The sequence below is a fragment of the Agrobacterium tumefaciens genome (assembly GCF_017726655.1).
GTDB classification, from domain to species: Bacteria; Pseudomonadota; Alphaproteobacteria; order Rhizobiales; family Rhizobiaceae; genus Agrobacterium; species Agrobacterium tumefaciens_B.
Genome location: NZ_CP072308.1, coordinates 1,512,599 through 1,528,238, shown reverse-complemented (window position 1 = coordinate 1,528,238; position 15,640 = coordinate 1,512,599). Strand labels below are relative to the sequence as shown.

Genomic DNA, 15,640 nt, shown 5'->3' with positions numbered 1-15,640 from the left:
TGCGGATCAGGCCGCAGCGCTTCCCTGCGCGACGATGACGGGGATCAGCAGATCGCCCCAGTTGCCGCCGCCACCATGGTGGCGGGCCGAGCGGACCAGCTCGACGGAAACACCGGCCTCGACGGCTTTCATGACGGCCTGGTTGAGGCGGTGCAGGTCGTTGGCCAGCATGCGGATGGCGGCCTGCTGATCCTGCGTCATGGCGGAGGACTGCTCCTCGGCGCGTTCCTTGACATGGGTCTTGATCGGGTTGTGGGCGTTCATGGCATTTCTCCTCTCATTATTGTCAGGGGTTTTTGATCCGGTTTGCAAGCCCTTCCCTGTAATGGGAAGGGCGGTTTTTTCGATTTATTCCGCCGCCGGGCGGAACTGGTCGTGCTCGGTGGATTCCTTCATGGCTGTCGTGGAAGACGTACCGCCCGAAATCGCCAGGGACACGGCGTCAAAATAGCCGGTGCCGACTTCGCGCTGGTGCTTGGTGGCGGTGTAACCATTCGCTTCCGCTGCAAATTCCGCTTGCTGAAGCTCGGAATAAGCCGCCATCTGCCGATCCTTGTAACCGCGCGCCAGTTCGAACATGCCGTAGTTCAGCTGGTGGAAGCCGGCGAGCGTGATGAACTGGAACTTGTAGCCCATCGCGCCTAGCTCGCGCTGGAACTTTGCAATCGTCGCGTCATCGAGGTGTTTTTTCCAGTTGAACGATGGCGAGCAATTGTAAGCGAGCTTCTTGCCGGGATGGACCTTGTGCACGCCCTCGGCAAACCTGCGCGCCTGCTCGAGATCCGGCTTCGACGTCTCGCACCAGATCAGGTCGCAATAGGGAGCATAGGCGACCGCGCGGGCAATGCAGGGCTCCAGCCCGTTCTTGACCTGATAGAAGCCCTCGACAGTGCGGCCGGCATCGTAATCCACGAAGGGACGGTCGCGCTCATCGATATCGGAGGTCAGAAGCTTGGCAGCCTCCGCATCGGTGCGGGCGATGACCAGCGTTGGTACACCCATGACATCGGCCGCAAGCCGCGCCGCCGTCAGGTTGCGAATATGCGCCGCCGTCGGGATCAGAACCTTGCCGCCGAGATGGCCGCATTTCTTTTCCGAAGCCAGCTGGTCTTCATAGTGAACACCCGCCGCACCCGCCTCGATGAACGCCTTCATGATCTCGAAGGCGTTGAGCGGCCCGCCGAAACCGGCTTCTGCGTCGGCAACGATTGGCGCGAACCAGGTGTCGACCGACAGGCCCTTGCCCTCTGCCGTCTCGATCTGGTCGGCGCGCTGCAGGGTGCGGTTGATGCGCTTCGCCAGCTCCGGCGCGGCATTGGCCGGATAAAGTGACTGGTCCGGATACATGGCCGACGCCGTATTGGCGTCCGCTGCAACCTGCCAGCCCGAGAGATAGATCGCCTTCAGCCCGGCACGAACCATCTGCATGGCCTGGTTGCCCGAGAGCGCGCCCAGCGCATTGACGAAATTCTCCTCGTTGATCAGCGTCCACAGCCGGTTCGCGCCCATTTCGGCCAGCGAATGGCGGATTTCGACAGAGCCGCGCAGCCGCTCCACATCGCCGGCGGTATAGGTCCGTTCGATGCCATCGAAACGCCCCTGCGGTGCACCCGGAACAAGCTTGTAAAAATCCGTCATACTTCTCTCTCCCAAGATAAATACAGTTTCAAGAACGGAGGACTATGAGTTGCGTGCGCCGCCGTTTGATGTGACTACATTTACATTTTCCTAGATTTGAGCGCCAGAACAAACATAAAAACAGTGACTTGAAAGAGGTCATGCTGTAGGATGCGTGACAGAGTGGCGCTGTAAAAATGTAAATTTTGTAAAATAGCGTGATCTGTCGAGTTTGTGACAGGCTTGTATGAGTCGACGAGGACGGAGGGGGAAGGGCGGTGTCGGAAAACAAGATTTTTGCAGGCCCGCGGGTACGCCGCATTCGCAATGGGCTGGGGCTGACGCAGACGGCCATGGCCGAGACGCTGGCGATTTCGCCGTCCTATCTCAATCTCATCGAGCGCAACCAGCGGCCGCTGACGGTGCAGCTGCTTTTGAAGCTCGCCTCAGTCTACAAGGTCGATCTGGACGACTTGCAGGGCGAAAGCGCCGGTTCCGCCGGGCAGCTGCGAGAGGTCTTCGCCGATCCATTGCTGGCGGGCGAGGTGCCATCGCCGCAGGAACTGATCGAAGTGGCCGATGCCGCGCCCAATGCGGCGAGCGGCGTCCTCAAGCTTTACCGGGCCTATCGGGAACAGGCGCAGCGCCTGTCCGACCTCTCCGATCTTCTGGCGCGGGAAGGGCATGAGACGGCGCTGTCTTCCACCCGCCTGCCGATCGACGAGGTGCGCCACGTCTTTGAAAACCGCCCGGCCTATCTCCATGCCATCGATGCGGCGGCGGAAGACCTTCATAAGCAATTGGTGATGGGAGATGATCTTGGCTCTGGATTGAGGGCATGGCTTCAAAAGAACCATGGCATCGTCGTCAGGACCTTACCGGTTCATGCCATGCCGAACCTGAGACGGCGTTATGACCGCCATTCCATGCGGCTGTTTTTGTCAGAGCGTCTGTCGCAGCCAGATCAGCTCCGTGAAATGGCGATGGAAACGTGTCTCCTGGCGCTTCGCGAAGAGATAGGCGCGGAACTCGAGGCGCTGGGCCTGAAAGGTGAGGAGGCGCGGCGTATTGCTCGGTTTGAACTGGCGCGCTATGCGGCCCATGCGCTGATGATGCCCTATGGTTCGTTCCTCGCCGCCGCGCAGCGGGCGAAATACGACGTCGACGTTCTGCGGTCGCGCTTTAACGTGTCATTCGAGCAGGCGGCCAACCGGTTGGTTACCCTGCAACGGCCGTCGGCTCCGGCAATCGCGTTTTTCCTGATGGAAATCGACAACGCCGGAAACCGCTTCCGCCTTTCCGGCGCCACTGGTTTCCCGAGGGCGCGATTCGGTGGCCTCTGTCCACGGCTCAATATTCACGCCGCCTTCGCCCAGCCGGGGCAGGTCCTGGTGGAGGGGGTTGAGATGCCTGATGGTGACGCCTTCCTCACGGTGTCGCGCACGCTGGAAGGCCCGCAGGCTGGTTTCGGCGAAAGAGTGCGGCGCACGGCTCTGCTCTTGGGCTGCGATTTCACGCAGGCAGGGGACACCGTCTATGGCCCGGCTGCTTCGGGGGCCGCCCCCGTTGCCATTGGTCCCTCATGCCGGCTGTGCGAAAGGCAGGGCTGCCTGTCGCGGGCGGAAGCGCCGCTTACGCGCCCGCTCGGGTTGGATGAAATGGTCACTGGCCTCAGTGTTTTCGACTTCCAGTAAGCTTTTCCACGCAATTTTTCGCGTGTGAAACACACGTGGTTGAAAATGCTGTGCTGCACATTTCCCGCTTGCTCCCTTTTGTTTTCCTTTCTAGTCTCGCTAAAAAAGGGGATCACGCTCCCACCGTAAGGATGCGTTAACAGGAGACATCATGAAAAACCGTTCTCTCCGTCTGACCTTGGCTCTCACCACCGTGCTTGTTGCAGCAGGTTCGGCAATGGCCCAGGAAAAGGTCGTGCACGTCTACAACTGGTCTGATTATATTGATCCCGCCATCCTTGAGGATTTCACCAAGGAAACCGGTATCAAGGTGGTTTATGACGTCTATGACGGCAACGAAGTGCTGGAGACCAAGCTTCTGGCCGGCAGTTCGGGTTATGATGTCGTGGCGCCCACGTCGCCCTTCCTTGCAAGGCAGATCAAGGCCGGCGTTTATCAGAAGCTGGACAAGTCCAAGCTGCCGAACCTCAAGAACATGTGGCCGGAAATCACGGAACGCCTGGCGCAATACGACCCCGGCAACGAATATGCCGTCAATTACATGTGGGGCACCACAGGCATCGGCTACAATGTCGCCAAGGTGAAGGCGGCGCTTGGCGATGTGCCTGTCGATAGCTGGGACGTGCTGTTCAAACCCGAAAATGCCGAGAAGCTGAAGGCCTGCGGCATCAACATTCTCGATGCCTCCGACGAGACTTTCGCGATTGCCATGAATTACATCGGCAAGAACCCCGACAGCAAGGAGACGGCCGACCTGGAAGCGGGCGGCGAGGTCTATTCCAAGATTCGTCCTTTCGCGAAAACCTTCAATTCCTCTCCTTATATCAATGACCTCGCCAATGGCGACATCTGCATTTCCATCGGCTGGTCCGGCGATATTCTCCAGGCCAAAACCCGCGCCGAAGAGGCCAAGAACGGGGTCGAGGTGAATTACGTCATCCCGAAGGAAGGCACCTATATCTGGATGGACAGCTTCGCCATTCCGGCAGACGCCAAGAATGTCGAGGAGGCCCATGCTTTCATCAACTACATGATGAAGCCTGAAGTCGCCGCCAAGGCCTCTGACTACGTGCAGTACGCCAACGGCAACCTCGCCTCGCAGGCGCTGATGGATCCGGCTGTCGCCAAGAACCCGTCTGTTTATCCGAGCCCGGAAACGATGAAGAAGCTCTTCACGATTTCGCCCTACGGGCCAAAGGAACAACGTGTCCTGAACCGCGTCTGGACGCAGATCAAGACCGGCAGCTAACCGGACTTGGGTGAGGGTGGCGCCGTCCACCCTCTCTGCCCTATCAGGTGTCGATGAAATCTTGGGTGAAATGGGGCGGGCATGGCAAAGACACTCGGACCGGTCAAACGCAAATTCAGCCCTTGGGATAATCCAGACGCGGTGCCCTTCATCCGCTTTGAAAACGTCACCAAACGGTTTGGCGATTTTGTCGCTGTCAACAATCTGACTCTCGATATCTACGAGCGCGAGTTTTTCTCGCTGCTGGGTCCCTCGGGCTGCGGCAAGACCACGCTGATGCGCATGCTGGCCGGTTTCGAGGAGCCGACCGAGGGCCGCATCCTCCTGCAGGGCAAGGATATTTCCGGCGTACCGCCCTACAAGCGCCCAACCAACATGATGTTCCAGTCCTACGCGCTTTTCCCGCATATGTCGGTAGAAAAGAACGTGGCCTTCGGCCTTGAGCAGGACGGGCTGCCGAAGGCGGAGATCGCCGGCCGCGTCGAGGAAATGCTGCGGCTCGTCAAGCTGACGGAATTTGCCAAGCGCAAGCCAAGCCAGCTTTCCGGCGGCCAGCGCCAGCGCGTGGCGCTTGCCCGGTCGCTCGCCAAACGGCCGAAGGTGCTTCTTCTGGATGAACCGCTCGGCGCGCTCGACAAGAAGCTGCGCGAGGAAACCCAATTCGAGCTGATGGATATCCAGACCAATCTCGGTCTCACCTTCCTTATCGTCACCCATGACCAGGAAGAGGCGATGACGGTGTCGGACCGCATTGCCGTCATGGACAAGGGCAACGTCGTGCAGGTGGCAACGCCAGCCGAAATCTATGAGGCACCGAACAGCCGCTACGTGGCCGACTTCATTGGCGACATCAACATTTTCGACGCCACGGTCGTCGCCAATGCCTCCGATATCGGCAGGCCCGGCCTCGTGACACTGGATTGCGACGGATTGAAGGTGTCGGTGGAACAGGAATGCGCGGCGGCCACCGGCAGCCAGGTGGCTTTCGCCATCCGCCCGGAAAAGGTCCGCATCTCGCTCGACCAGCCCGCCGATAGCAGCATCAATTCCGCCTATGGCGAAGTCTGGGATATCGGTTATCTCGGTGACTTCTCGGTCTTCATCGTCAAGCTCGCCGACGGCCGCGTCATGCGCGCCGCGCAGGCCAATGTATCGCGTCTCGTGGATCGCCCGATTACCTTCGGTGACATGGTGTGGCTGAACTGGAAACCGGATTCAGGGCTCGTCCTGACACGCTGAGGGAGGCTTCGATGGCAATCACCACTCCCGAAAACCGGCAAAGCCCTTGGCGCTGGCTGGTTGTTGCGGTCCCCTATTTCTGGCTGCTGCTGTTCTTCGCCGCACCCTTCTTCATCATCCTTAAAATCTCCCTGTCAGATACGGCAATTTCCATGCCGCCCTATACGCCTGTCTTCGAAGGATTTTCGAAGCTCGGCGAATTTTTCTCGCAACTGGATTTTGAGAATTACCTCTTCCTCACGGAAGATCCGCTCTACATTGAAGCCTATCTGTCGTCGCTGCGCATCGCCTTCATCTCCACCTTCCTGCTGCTGCTGATTGGGTATCCCATGGCGCTGGCCATGGCGCGCGCACCATCTTCGGTGCGCCCGACGCTTGTCATGCTGGTCATCCTGCCCTTCTGGACCTCATTCCTCATCCGCGTCTACGCCTGGATCGGTATTCTGAAGCCGGAAGGTCTGCTGACGGTGCTGTTCCAGTGGCTCGGGTTTCTCGGACCCGACCAGCAGGTCAATATCTTCCGCACCGAGACGGCGATCTTCATCGGCATCGTTTATTCCTATCTGCCCTTCATGGTGCTGCCGCTTTATTCGGCGCTGGAAAAGCTCGACAATACGCTGCTGGAAGCCGCGGCCGATCTGGGCTGCCCGCCCTGGAAGGCCTTCTGGAAGATCACCTTCCCATTGTCCCTGCCAGGTGTCGTGGCCGGCTCGATGATCTGCTTCATTCCGATCACGGGCGAATTCGTCATCCCCGATCTGCTGGGCGGCGCCCAGACGCTGATGATCGGCAAGACGCTATGGACGGAATTCTTCGGCAACCGTGACTGGCCCTTGGCATCCGCGGTCGCTGTCCTCCTGCTGATCCTGCTGGTGGTGCCCATCGCGATCTTCCAGAACCAGCAGAAGAAGGTGGGGTGAGGCCATGAAGCGCGGAAAATTCGACATCACCGTCCTCACCCTGGGTTTTGCCTTCCTCTATATCCCGATCATCATCCTGATCATTTATTCCTTCAATGCCTCCAAGCTGGTGACAGTCTGGGGCGGCTTCTCGCTGCAGTGGTACGAATCCATGTGGTCGAACCAAAGCCTCATGGATGCGGCCTGGGTGACGCTGCGCGTGGGTATCCTCAGCGCCACCATCGGCACAATCCTTGGAACGCTGGCAGCGCTTTCTCTCACCCGCTTTGCCCGTTTCCCCGGCCGGGTGCTGTTTTCCGGCATGATCTATGCGCCACTCGTCATGCCGGAGGTCATCACCGGCCTGTCGCTCCTTCTGCTCTTCGTTGCTGTCGGGGTGGATCGTGGTTTCTGGACTGTCGTGATCGCTCACACCACCTTCACCATGTGTTATGTGGCGATCGTCGTGCAGTCGCGCCTGCTGACCTTTGACCGAAGCCTTGAGGAAGCCGCCCTCGATCTCGGCTGCCCGCCGGTCAAGACTTTCTTCCGCATTACACTGCCGTTGATCTTCCCCGCCGTCATCGCCGGCTGGATGCTGGCCTTCACGCTGTCGCTCGACGATCTCGTGATCGCCAGCTTCGCCACCGGACCGGGTGCAACCACGCTGCCGATCAAGATTTATTCGCAGGTTCGCTTGGGCGTGACGCCGGAAATCAATGCCATCTGCACCATCCTGATCGGGCTCGTGACTGTTGGTGTTATTGTCGCGTCAATCGCCTCCAAGCGCACGGAGCTGCAGCGGATGCGCGACGAACATGCGGCCGCGCGCAACTGATCCAAAGACCCGTCCTGCGTCTTCGCTTTGATAATGGATCATGCAGAAATTCAAAGGCCGACAGTGTAGTTTTACGGCTCTACGGTCTCGGAATAGGAATTATCGTCGGTAATTGCTCTATTTTGGTTTTAACCCCCTGTTAATACGGGTTGGCGGAAAGTAAATCCAACGCAGGGCCGTCATATGTGTTGATGGCCGGGATTGATAATTTCCATAGAGCGAGATTGTCCCCTTTCTCTCGTTGAAAAGCACAACTTATCCAAGGCGGTCGTAAGGCCGCCTTTCTTTTTTGCCACATCATGTCTGCTGTCACCGGCTTTCCGGATGATCCATCGATTTTGAAACGAGGAGAACCGGAATAAGCCCGGCGATAATGATGATGATCGCCGGCACGGCGGCATCCTGCACTCGTGAACGGGACGCATCCTCATAAACAAGCGTAGCCAAAGTGTTGAACCCGAAAGGCCGCAGCAAAATCGTGGCTGGTAGTTCTTTCATGGATTCGATTAGCACGAGAAGGAAGGCAGTCAACGCCGCCGGCCGCATATTCGGCAGCAGCACCCTGAACAGCGTCTGCGCCCGGTTGCGCCCGAGCGTGCGCGCGGCCATATCGATATGCGGCGAAAGCTTCTGGAAACCGGCATCGAGCGTGCCTTCCGCCATGGTCATAAAACGCACGGCATGGGCATAGATGATGGCAAACGCCGTACCAGAGAGCAGCAGCCCGCTGGAGAAACCGAAATGCATACGGAAAAATCCATCGACGCCGTTATCGAGGCCTGCCAGCGGAATGAGGACGCCGATGGCAAGAACGGTGCCGGGCACCCCATAACCCATGGAGCCGAAACGCGCCGCCACTTTCGAGATGCCGGAGCGTTCCGTGCGGATGGCGTAAGAGAACACGAAGGCGGCAATTAGTGTCACGAAGGCAGCGGTCAGCGACACTTCGAGGCTGTGCCCCAGGGATTTCAGAAGCTTCGGTGCAAAAAGGGCGTCGAGCCTTTTTGCCGCGTAACCGCCGAGCACGATGACCGGAATGAAAAATCCACTGGCCACCGGCAGGAAACAGAACAGCCCGGCACACCAGCGCCGCCAGCCGGTCAGCGTCTTCAACGGGTGTCGCTGGGCCATGCTTGTAGCCTTGGGTGCGCCAAAGCGCTGTTTCTCCCTTGCATTGCGCTCGATGACGATCAACGCACCGACGATGATGAGGATAATGGCGGCGATCTGGGTTGCATTGGCGAGATTGCCGCGGTTGAGCCAGGTCTCGTAAATGGTAAAGGTCAGCGTCTGGACGCCGAGATATTCGACCGCGCCAATATCGTTCAGCGTCTCCATCAACACCAGCGAGAGCCCGATAGCGATGGCGGGCCGCGCCATGGGCAATTGCACGGAGAAAAACACACTCATCGGTTTTGCGCCGAGTGTGCGGGCCGCTTCGGCCGCAAACCGCCCCTGCATGGAAAAGGCGGCACGTGCCGAGAGATAGACATAGGGATAGAGCACCGAACTCAAAACAATCACCGCGCCGCCGAGTGAACGGATATCGGGAAACCAGTAGTCACGGATGCTGTGGTAGCCAAAGGCAGCACGAAGGGCGCTTTGTACCGGCCCGGTAAAGTCGAGGAACTCGCCGAATGCATAGGCCGCCAGATAAGAGGGAATGGCGAGCGGCAGGACAAGACCCGCGGACAGCAGCCGCCGCAGCGGAAACTCGAAGGTGGTGACCAGCCAGGCGCAGACTATCCCAAAAAATGCCGTCGTGGCGGCCGTCAGACCAAGCAACATGAAGGTGCGGAACCCGGCACGCGGTAGAACATTGGCGAGAAGATGCTGCCACCCCTCCGTGCTGCCGGTCAGCGCCAGCCAGAAGATTGCCAGAACGGGCATGGCGGCGATGGCCGAAACAATGATGGCCGCAATCGGCAGTAGCGATACGCGTCTCGTCGCGGAAATGGGCACCATCATGGTCATGCGAGCCTGCTGTCCTGCAAAAGCCGGCACGGCTGGTCCTTCAGCCGCCGGCTTCCGCATTGCTACGCCCGCATGACCTCAGTTGGCAAGAACCCGCTGCGATGGAAAGGTGATTTCCACCAGTGTGCCTTCATTCGGCGTCGAGGTGATGGAGAAATTCGCCCGGTTGGCATCCACCATCGCCTTGGTCAGCGGCAGGCCAAGCCCGGTACCGTCGCCGCGCACGCGCTTGCCCGACGAGGCGACCTGGCGGAACGGCTTCATCGCTTGTTCCAGCTCCGCCCGTGTCATCCCGATGCCGGTGTCGCGGATGCGCAGCGAGACGCTGCCATTCGCCTCATAGGCGGTGGAGACGACGATCTGCCCGCCCGACGGCGTGAAGCGGATCGCGTTCGACAGGATGTTCAGCACGATCTGCTTGATCGAGCGCAGGTCGGCGACGATCTGCGGAACGGATTGTGCGAGCGCCGTGCGGATGATCACGCGCTGGTTGTTGGCCTGCGGCTGCACCAGCGATACGGCCTCGGCCACCGTTTCATTGAGCGGTACGGCGACGAAATCGACGTCCATCTGCCCTGCCTCGATCTTGGAAATATCGAGGAGATCATTGACAATATCGAGCACATGCCGGCCAGAACGGCCGATATCATTGGCATATTCCACATAACGCGGATGCCCGATCGGCCCGAAGCGTTCCGTCGCCATCATGTCGGCAAAGCCGATGATGGCGTTGAGCGGCGTGCGGATTTCGTGGCTGACACGCGCCAGGAAATCGGTCTTGTGGGCGTTCGCAGTTTCCGCCGCCCGCTTGGCGTTGCGCAGTTCCTCTTCCGTGCGCTTCCACTGGGTAATGTCGCGGATCACGGCGCAATAGCCGTGCGACGACTTCAGCCGGCCGATCGTCATGAACAATGGCAGGAAGCCGCCCGATGCCTCGCGGCCGATCACCTCTCGGCCATCGTTCAGCACGCTGGCGACACCATTATTGGCAAGACCGGAGAGATAATCCAGCACGGCGCGCTGGCTCTCATGGGCAAAGAGCGTCACGAACGGTTTGCCGGCGATTTCGCCGTTGTCATAATTGAACAGCGCGCTGGCGGAACGGTTGAGCGAGCGTATCTCGCCTTCATCGCCAAGAAGCACCACGCCATCGGTGGCGGTTTCCAGGATGGAATGCAGTTCCTCCACCTCGCCCTGCAGAAGGGAGAGGCTGTCCGCCTCGGCACTTTCGATGCCCGCGGCAGCGATGTTTTCGTTGGCCGCTGCAACCGGCGCCTGCTTTTCCTCAAGCGGTACCAGCGACAGCATCAACGCCTTGCTGTCTTCCCAACGAACGGACTGCAAACGTGCCTTGACCGGAATGATATCGTTTTCGGCGCTGACGACGACCATGCCGCCCTCATTGTCAGGCATGTCTTCCAGATCCTGCCGCTGCAGCAACGCTTCCAGCCCGCCAACCTCTTCCAGTTCGGCCAGAGATGAATAGCCCGTCAGGCGCAGGAAATCCGGATTGGCGTGGATCAGCCGGTCGCCGGCATGCACAAGCAGAGCAACAGGCATCTGGTCCAGCGTTTCGGCCGTCAACGCATTTGCGGGACGAGAGGACGGATGGGCCACGGGGGCGGCAAGATCGGCGGCACGCACCCTGTCAGCCGCAGCCTCCTCAAATTCCTCGGCGCGACTTTCATTTGCGGCGGCATTTACGGCCGGGGCCTGCTCGCCCCGAACATAGTCGGCGAAAAGATCGTCTTCGTCCGTCGTCGTTTCTTCGCTCTCATTTGCGAAGGTCGCATCATCAGCAAGTTCATGCTGGATAGTCTCTCCGACAGGCTCGGCGGACACGGACTGCGCATTCGTGTCCGGCTTTTCCTCCGAAACGATGCCCTCCGGCGCAAGCGCGCGGCCGATTTCGCGGAAGGCGGCCTGTTCGCCAGCCGTCAGGCCCTCACGCGAGCGCGAACGGCGCTCCTCCAGATGCACGATATTCTTGGAAACGGGTGGCTCCGATGGCACGATAACAGGTGTTTCTGGCTCGGCGGGGGCCTCATCATGGCTCAACTCTTCAGCCAAAGCAGCATCCTGTGCGCCTGCCGCATCTTCAGCTTCCGGTTCGGCAGCGCCGTTCTTCTCGTCCTCGTCATCCTCATCGATAAAGGCCAGCAACTCGTGGCTTTCATCCATGGCGGACGATGCCGAGGGCGCTTCTGCGCGATCGGCCTTGCCGTTTTCGAGGAAGGTCAGGCCGGTGGCATTGGGGTCTTCGATGGCATCGGCAAGCCGAACGATGCCAAAACCGCGAAAACCGTCGAATTCGCGCGAACGCGTGTAAGTGGGAAGAGCTGCGAGATCGATCGGCACCATCAGTGATGTGCCCTCGACCGGCCAGTAGATCGTCTTGCCCGACCAGGTATCGCGCCGGCCGAGAAGTTCGCGGATCTTACCGTCGGGGTCGAGATTAAAAAGGGCTGCGACATCGGCAAAGCCCATGCCTTCCACGGCAGCCGCCTTCGCGCCCACGGCCTCGGCAAATTCATGCGAAATGGAGCTGAAGCGCCCTTCAGCATCGATTTTCCAGACGAAGCGGGACGCACGGGCACCGGCGTTAAAGACGAAAGCCCGCGATGCCTCATCAGCGACGCGGTCAGAGCGCGTCGCAGCAGGCTCTGGCTCGGCGTCTGTCTCGCTTGCTGCATTCTCACTGACGGCAGGCGCGGCTGCCGAAGCCGTGGTTTCAGCTATCTCATCGCCGGCAGAATTGCTCACGGTATCCACAACCTCAACGAGGTCCTGATTGTCGGCATGACGCTCGCTAGACGGCGCCTTCGCGTCATCCTCATCAAGTTCGAAAAGATCGGCAATGTCGTCAGTCATCGCCATATCAGCAGTGATGTCCTCATCCTGCGGGGTCGCCTCAGGCGCGGTTTCACCGCCATCGATCAGCAGAGGGTCAACGTCGTCCTTGTCGGCTGATGCGCGCCCCTGTTCCGCATCGACAGGCAGTTCCTCCGGTTCTTCCACCTCCTCGATGTGAGCCACGGCATCGAGCGCGGCCTCGAAAGAGACGGTGGCAGCAGCTGTTGGCTCAGCCTGCTCAACCGCTACCGTGAGCTCTGTGGCGGTGGCCAGCGTTTCTTGCTGCCTATCGTCGGCAAAGCCATTAACGGGGTCGAGCGTGCCAAGCGCAGTCTCCACCACGAACATCAGGTTCAGTTCGGGTGAGGTCGTGATCTGGCCGGTGGCGGCAGGCATATAGCCCTTGCCTGATGGCACCGGACGTTTGACGAGATGGCCGGATTGTCCCGCTGCCATCCTCACCAAAGTCCGCGCCGTTTGCGGGGTGATGCCGAGCGACGAAAAACCTGCCGAGGCGGCAATGACCTCGTTCTCGCCATTGAGAACCGCCATGTGAATATCGGGGTCATCGAAACCTTCGATCATGCGGCGGGCGCATTCCACCGTATCGGGGGCGATCTCGTCGGTGAGAGCGGAAAACAGAATGGCCGACTGGCCGGGCTCAGCCTCGATGATTTCCACGCGTGCGGTGACGGCAAGGCTGCGAAAGCCGGAGGTGATGCGAATGGTAAATGGCAGGCTGTCGCCGGTCTTTGAAAGGCGCGCCGCCGTGGCCGCCAATTGCCGGAACGTCACATCCTGCGGTTTCGGCCCCTGTTCCAGAAAATCATAGACCATCGGCGTGCCGAACAGCGCCGCACCGCGGCCATTGGCCCACAGCGCATTTTTAAGGTCGAGCGAAAACAACGCCATGGCCTCGCCGCGCCCAAAACCTTCACGCACCCGTTCATGCACTGCGATATCGATAAAGGGATACTGGACGGCGGGCATGTCGAAACCTATTCTGGCACTACCGGACCTGACGGGCTTTTGGCTTCCTCATGAAACGCAAAACGTAAACCCGCCAAGGCATCACGTTAACAGAATTTTAAATAACTTCCCAGCGCGATTGGGTCCACCGCCGGGCGCAGGAATTGCCAAATAGAGTTAACATCAACAGGCCGCTTTCGTCTTCATGTGTCAGCCGGCGCCGCTGAAAACCGCTTGCCTTTCGCAGCCTTTTTTCGCAAAATTCGAACAGGCACTTGCAAATGGGGGAAACACCTTTTATGTCACCCCCCGTGACGCCGCTTCGGCGTTTCATGTGCGGTTGTAGCTCAGTTGGTTAGAGCGCAGGTTTGTGGCACCTGAGGTCGGTGGTTCGACCCCACTCAACCGTACCATTCCCCTCTCCCAGTAAGTTTATACGTCACAAAGACTTACCGGGAGAGGGGAGTTCCTTTCCGCCGTCGACCATGCAAGCTCGAAAGACACCCGGGGGTAGACGAGCGATGAACAGCACCGATCTCAGCCACGAAGTTCACCGCATCTTCAAACGAGCCTTTGCACGACGATAGACGTCGTCATCTTCGTGCGGGCCTCTGCGGCATTGTTTCGTGCCGAGCGCGATGGATGAGATCCTGCGCAGGAGCGAAGCTCGCAATGCAATGTCGACCGTTTCAGAGCGAACTGCTTGCGGAAGGGAATGCAGGTTTTTGTGGAGAATTGAGAGTGCAGAGCCGTCGCTGGACAGGAAAAGGACGGTGATGCAGACATTGTCATCATCCTTCCGGTCCTCGTTGATGAGCCGAATTTTGGCCTCTAGTCCTTTCGAGGATGGCACGGCTGAGAACTCGACCCATTGCGGCCTCTTCCAGTCCCACTTTGCTCTCGCTGAAATGCAGATCGGTCCGGCGGAACAGGATGTGGCGGGAACCACGGCCCACCGGTAGTCTTTCCAGTCTTTATGCGTCGCTGTCCCGTCACTGACCAGCATTCCGATGGTGAGGGTTATTGCGTTGAGTGTGTTTCCCAAGAGAACTGAGCCCGTTTGGTGTAGAAGAATTTCGAAATAATGATAAGGTTTTTGAGATTTTCTTCGCCAGCTCGGCGAATAGCAAATTCTAAAATTTTCGAACTAAGTAATTTCAGCAGAATTTATTAAAGCAATTGATAATAGATAGAGATCCAGACCGATGACTTCTGTGGCGTTTTATTTTTCGAACTTTGCGTCTGGTGGCGTTCAAAGACAATCAATGAGCTTGGGGAAAGCTCTTCTCAAATATGGATATGACGTTACCTTTGTTGTGCACAAGGCTGTAGGACCTCATCTCGAGCATGTTCCTGCGGGCGCGAGAATACATGAACTCGGCTCAAAAAGCACGGGGCGCTCCATCCTCCCCATGGCGCAATACATCCGCCAGCACAAGCCGGCGGTGCTGGTTGCGAATATGCCGCATTCAAACATCGTCGCAGTCGCTGCGAAGATCCTGTCCGGTTTTCAGCTGAAGGTCATGGCGGTCGAGCACAACCACTTCTCCCGGCAGCTCACGGACCATAAAAAGAAGCTGTCATTCCGGATACTCCCGTACATCTACCCGCTGGCACTCAAATTTGCGGATGCGGTTGTTGCCGTTTCCGCCGGCGTCGCGGACGACCTTGCGAAAGCGATCAAAATTGATCGGGCCAGGATTACAGTCATCCACAACCCCGCGGTGCCAGACGATATTCAAGCTCTCGCCTCTGAGCCTCTGCCTGTCGATGTGACCGGTGGGCGGCCTTACGTTCTCGCGATCGGACGGCTTGTTCCACAGAAAGATTTTTCAACGCTCCTGAGAGCCATTTCGCTGACGAAGGATGTCAATCTGCTGATACTGGGTGATGGTCCCTTGAGGCAGCAGCTCCAGTCCGAGGCGATGTCTCTTGGAATCGCCGATCGGGTAAAGCTCGCCGGTTTCGTCGCCAATCCTTATCCCCTTATCGCGCATGCAGAGTTATTGGCGCTGTCCTCGATCTATGAGGGGTTTGGGAACGTGATCGCGGAAGCGTTGGCACTTGGAACGCCGGTTGTCAGCACCGATTGCGAGAGTGGTCCTGCCGAGATATTGGCTGGTGGACGTTACGGCTCGCTGGTGCCGGTCGCGGATGATAAGGCACTGGCCAAAGCAATTCTTGCCACCTTGGAAGCAGAGGTCCCGCAGGATCTGCAGCGGCGCGGCCAGGACTTCACCATTGATCGCATTGCTCCATTATACATGGCCATCCTGGAGAGGATGGCAGCTCGGCGTTGAATGGCGGT

At 58.8% G+C, this 15,640-nt stretch carries 11 protein-coding genes and 1 tRNA gene; 8 read left to right on the top strand and 4 right to left on the bottom strand.

The window, feature by feature from the left end; all coding sequences use genetic code 11:
- Positions 1-6: 6 nt before the first annotated feature.
- Positions 7-264, bottom strand: a complete 258-nt coding sequence (locus AT6N2_RS07610) for a hypothetical protein (protein WP_003493954.1) — start codon at positions 262-264, stop codon at positions 7-9.
- Positions 265-348: 84 nt separating this feature from the next.
- Complete coding sequence (gene aceA / locus AT6N2_RS07605) at positions 349-1,638, bottom strand: isocitrate lyase (RefSeq protein ID WP_209085300.1); 1,290 nt, start codon at positions 1,636-1,638, stop codon at positions 349-351.
- Between the two features lie 257 nt (positions 1,639-1,895).
- On the opposite strand from aceA, the gene AT6N2_RS07600 reads away from it, so the two are divergent.
- The 5 genes from AT6N2_RS07600 to AT6N2_RS07580 all read left to right on the top strand — a co-directional run bounded on the left by AT6N2_RS07600 (position 1,896) and on the right by AT6N2_RS07580 (position 7,536).
- A complete protein-coding gene (locus tag AT6N2_RS07600) occupies positions 1,896-3,311 on the top strand; it encodes a helix-turn-helix domain-containing protein (RefSeq protein ID WP_209085298.1) in 1,416 nt (471 codons plus the stop codon).
- Positions 3,312-3,462: 151 nt separating this feature from the next.
- Positions 3,463-4,560, top strand: a complete 1,098-nt coding sequence (locus AT6N2_RS07595; RefSeq protein ID WP_144575813.1) for a polyamine ABC transporter substrate-binding protein — start codon at positions 3,463-3,465, stop codon at positions 4,558-4,560.
- Between the two features lie 81 nt (positions 4,561-4,641).
- Complete coding sequence (locus AT6N2_RS07590) at positions 4,642-5,799, top strand: ABC transporter ATP-binding protein (RefSeq protein ID WP_209085296.1); 1,158 nt, start codon at positions 4,642-4,644, stop codon at positions 5,797-5,799.
- 11 nt (positions 5,800-5,810) lie between these two features.
- Complete coding sequence (locus tag AT6N2_RS07585; RefSeq protein ID WP_209085294.1) at positions 5,811-6,719, top strand: ABC transporter permease subunit; 909 nt, start codon at positions 5,811-5,813, stop codon at positions 6,717-6,719.
- 4 nt (positions 6,720-6,723) lie between these two features.
- A complete protein-coding gene (locus tag AT6N2_RS07580; RefSeq protein WP_209085292.1) occupies positions 6,724-7,536 on the top strand; it encodes an ABC transporter permease in 813 nt (270 codons plus the stop codon).
- Between the two features lie 309 nt (positions 7,537-7,845).
- On the opposite strand, the gene AT6N2_RS07575 is transcribed toward AT6N2_RS07580, so the two are convergent.
- The gene (locus tag AT6N2_RS07575; RefSeq protein ID WP_425292738.1) at positions 7,846-9,504 is read right to left on the bottom strand and encodes an ABC transporter permease; all 1,659 of its coding nucleotides are present in this window, start codon (positions 9,502-9,504) and stop codon (positions 7,846-7,848) included.
- Positions 9,505-9,588: 84 nt separating this feature from the next.
- Positions 9,589-13,353, bottom strand: a complete 3,765-nt coding sequence (locus tag AT6N2_RS07570; RefSeq protein WP_209085287.1) for an ATP-binding protein — start codon at positions 13,351-13,353, stop codon at positions 9,589-9,591.
- Positions 13,354-13,668: 315 nt separating this feature from the next.
- Here AT6N2_RS07570 and AT6N2_RS07565 point away from each other — a divergent pair.
- The 3 genes from AT6N2_RS07565 to AT6N2_RS07555 all read left to right on the top strand — a co-directional run bounded on the left by AT6N2_RS07565 (position 13,669) and on the right by AT6N2_RS07555 (position 15,632).
- A tRNA-His gene (locus tag AT6N2_RS07565) sits at positions 13,669-13,745 on the top strand.
- 399 nt (positions 13,746-14,144) lie between these two features.
- Complete coding sequence (locus AT6N2_RS07560; protein ID WP_209085285.1) at positions 14,145-14,294, top strand: hypothetical protein; 150 nt, start codon at positions 14,145-14,147, stop codon at positions 14,292-14,294.
- A gap of 243 nt (positions 14,295-14,537) precedes the next feature.
- Positions 14,538-15,632 (top strand): glycosyltransferase, encoded by a 1,095-nt coding sequence (locus tag AT6N2_RS07555; RefSeq protein ID WP_209085282.1) that lies wholly within the window; start codon positions 14,538-14,540, stop codon positions 15,630-15,632.
- The last annotated feature ends 8 nt before the right edge of the window (positions 15,633-15,640 follow it).

Bases quoted from the DNA above. Each gene is read 5' to 3' on its own strand.
- AT6N2_RS07610 (WP_003493954.1), bottom strand. From the start codon at position 264: ATGAACGCCCACAACCCGATCAAGACCCATGTCAAGGAACGCGCCGAG.
- aceA (WP_209085300.1), bottom strand. From the start codon at position 1,638: ATGACGGATTTTTACAAGCTTGTTCCGGGTGCACCGCAGGGGCGTTTC.
- AT6N2_RS07595 (WP_144575813.1), top strand. From the start codon at position 3,463: ATGAAAAACCGTTCTCTCCGTCTGACCTTGGCTCTCACCACCGTGCTT.
- AT6N2_RS07590 (WP_209085296.1), top strand. From the start codon at position 4,642: ATGGCAAAGACACTCGGACCGGTCAAACGCAAATTCAGCCCTTGGGAT.
- AT6N2_RS07585 (WP_209085294.1), top strand. From the start codon at position 5,811: ATGGCAATCACCACTCCCGAAAACCGGCAAAGCCCTTGGCGCTGGCTG.
- AT6N2_RS07580 (WP_209085292.1), top strand. From the start codon at position 6,724: ATGAAGCGCGGAAAATTCGACATCACCGTCCTCACCCTGGGTTTTGCC.
- AT6N2_RS07575 (WP_425292738.1), bottom strand. From the start codon at position 9,504: ATGATGGTGCCCATTTCCGCGACGAGACGCGTATCGCTACTGCCGATT.
- AT6N2_RS07570 (WP_209085287.1), bottom strand. From the start codon at position 13,353: ATGCCCGCCGTCCAGTATCCCTTTATCGATATCGCAGTGCATGAACGG.
- AT6N2_RS07560 (WP_209085285.1), top strand. From the start codon at position 14,145: ATGAGCCGAATTTTGGCCTCTAGTCCTTTCGAGGATGGCACGGCTGAG.
- AT6N2_RS07555 (WP_209085282.1), top strand. From the start codon at position 14,538: ATGACTTCTGTGGCGTTTTATTTTTCGAACTTTGCGTCTGGTGGCGTT.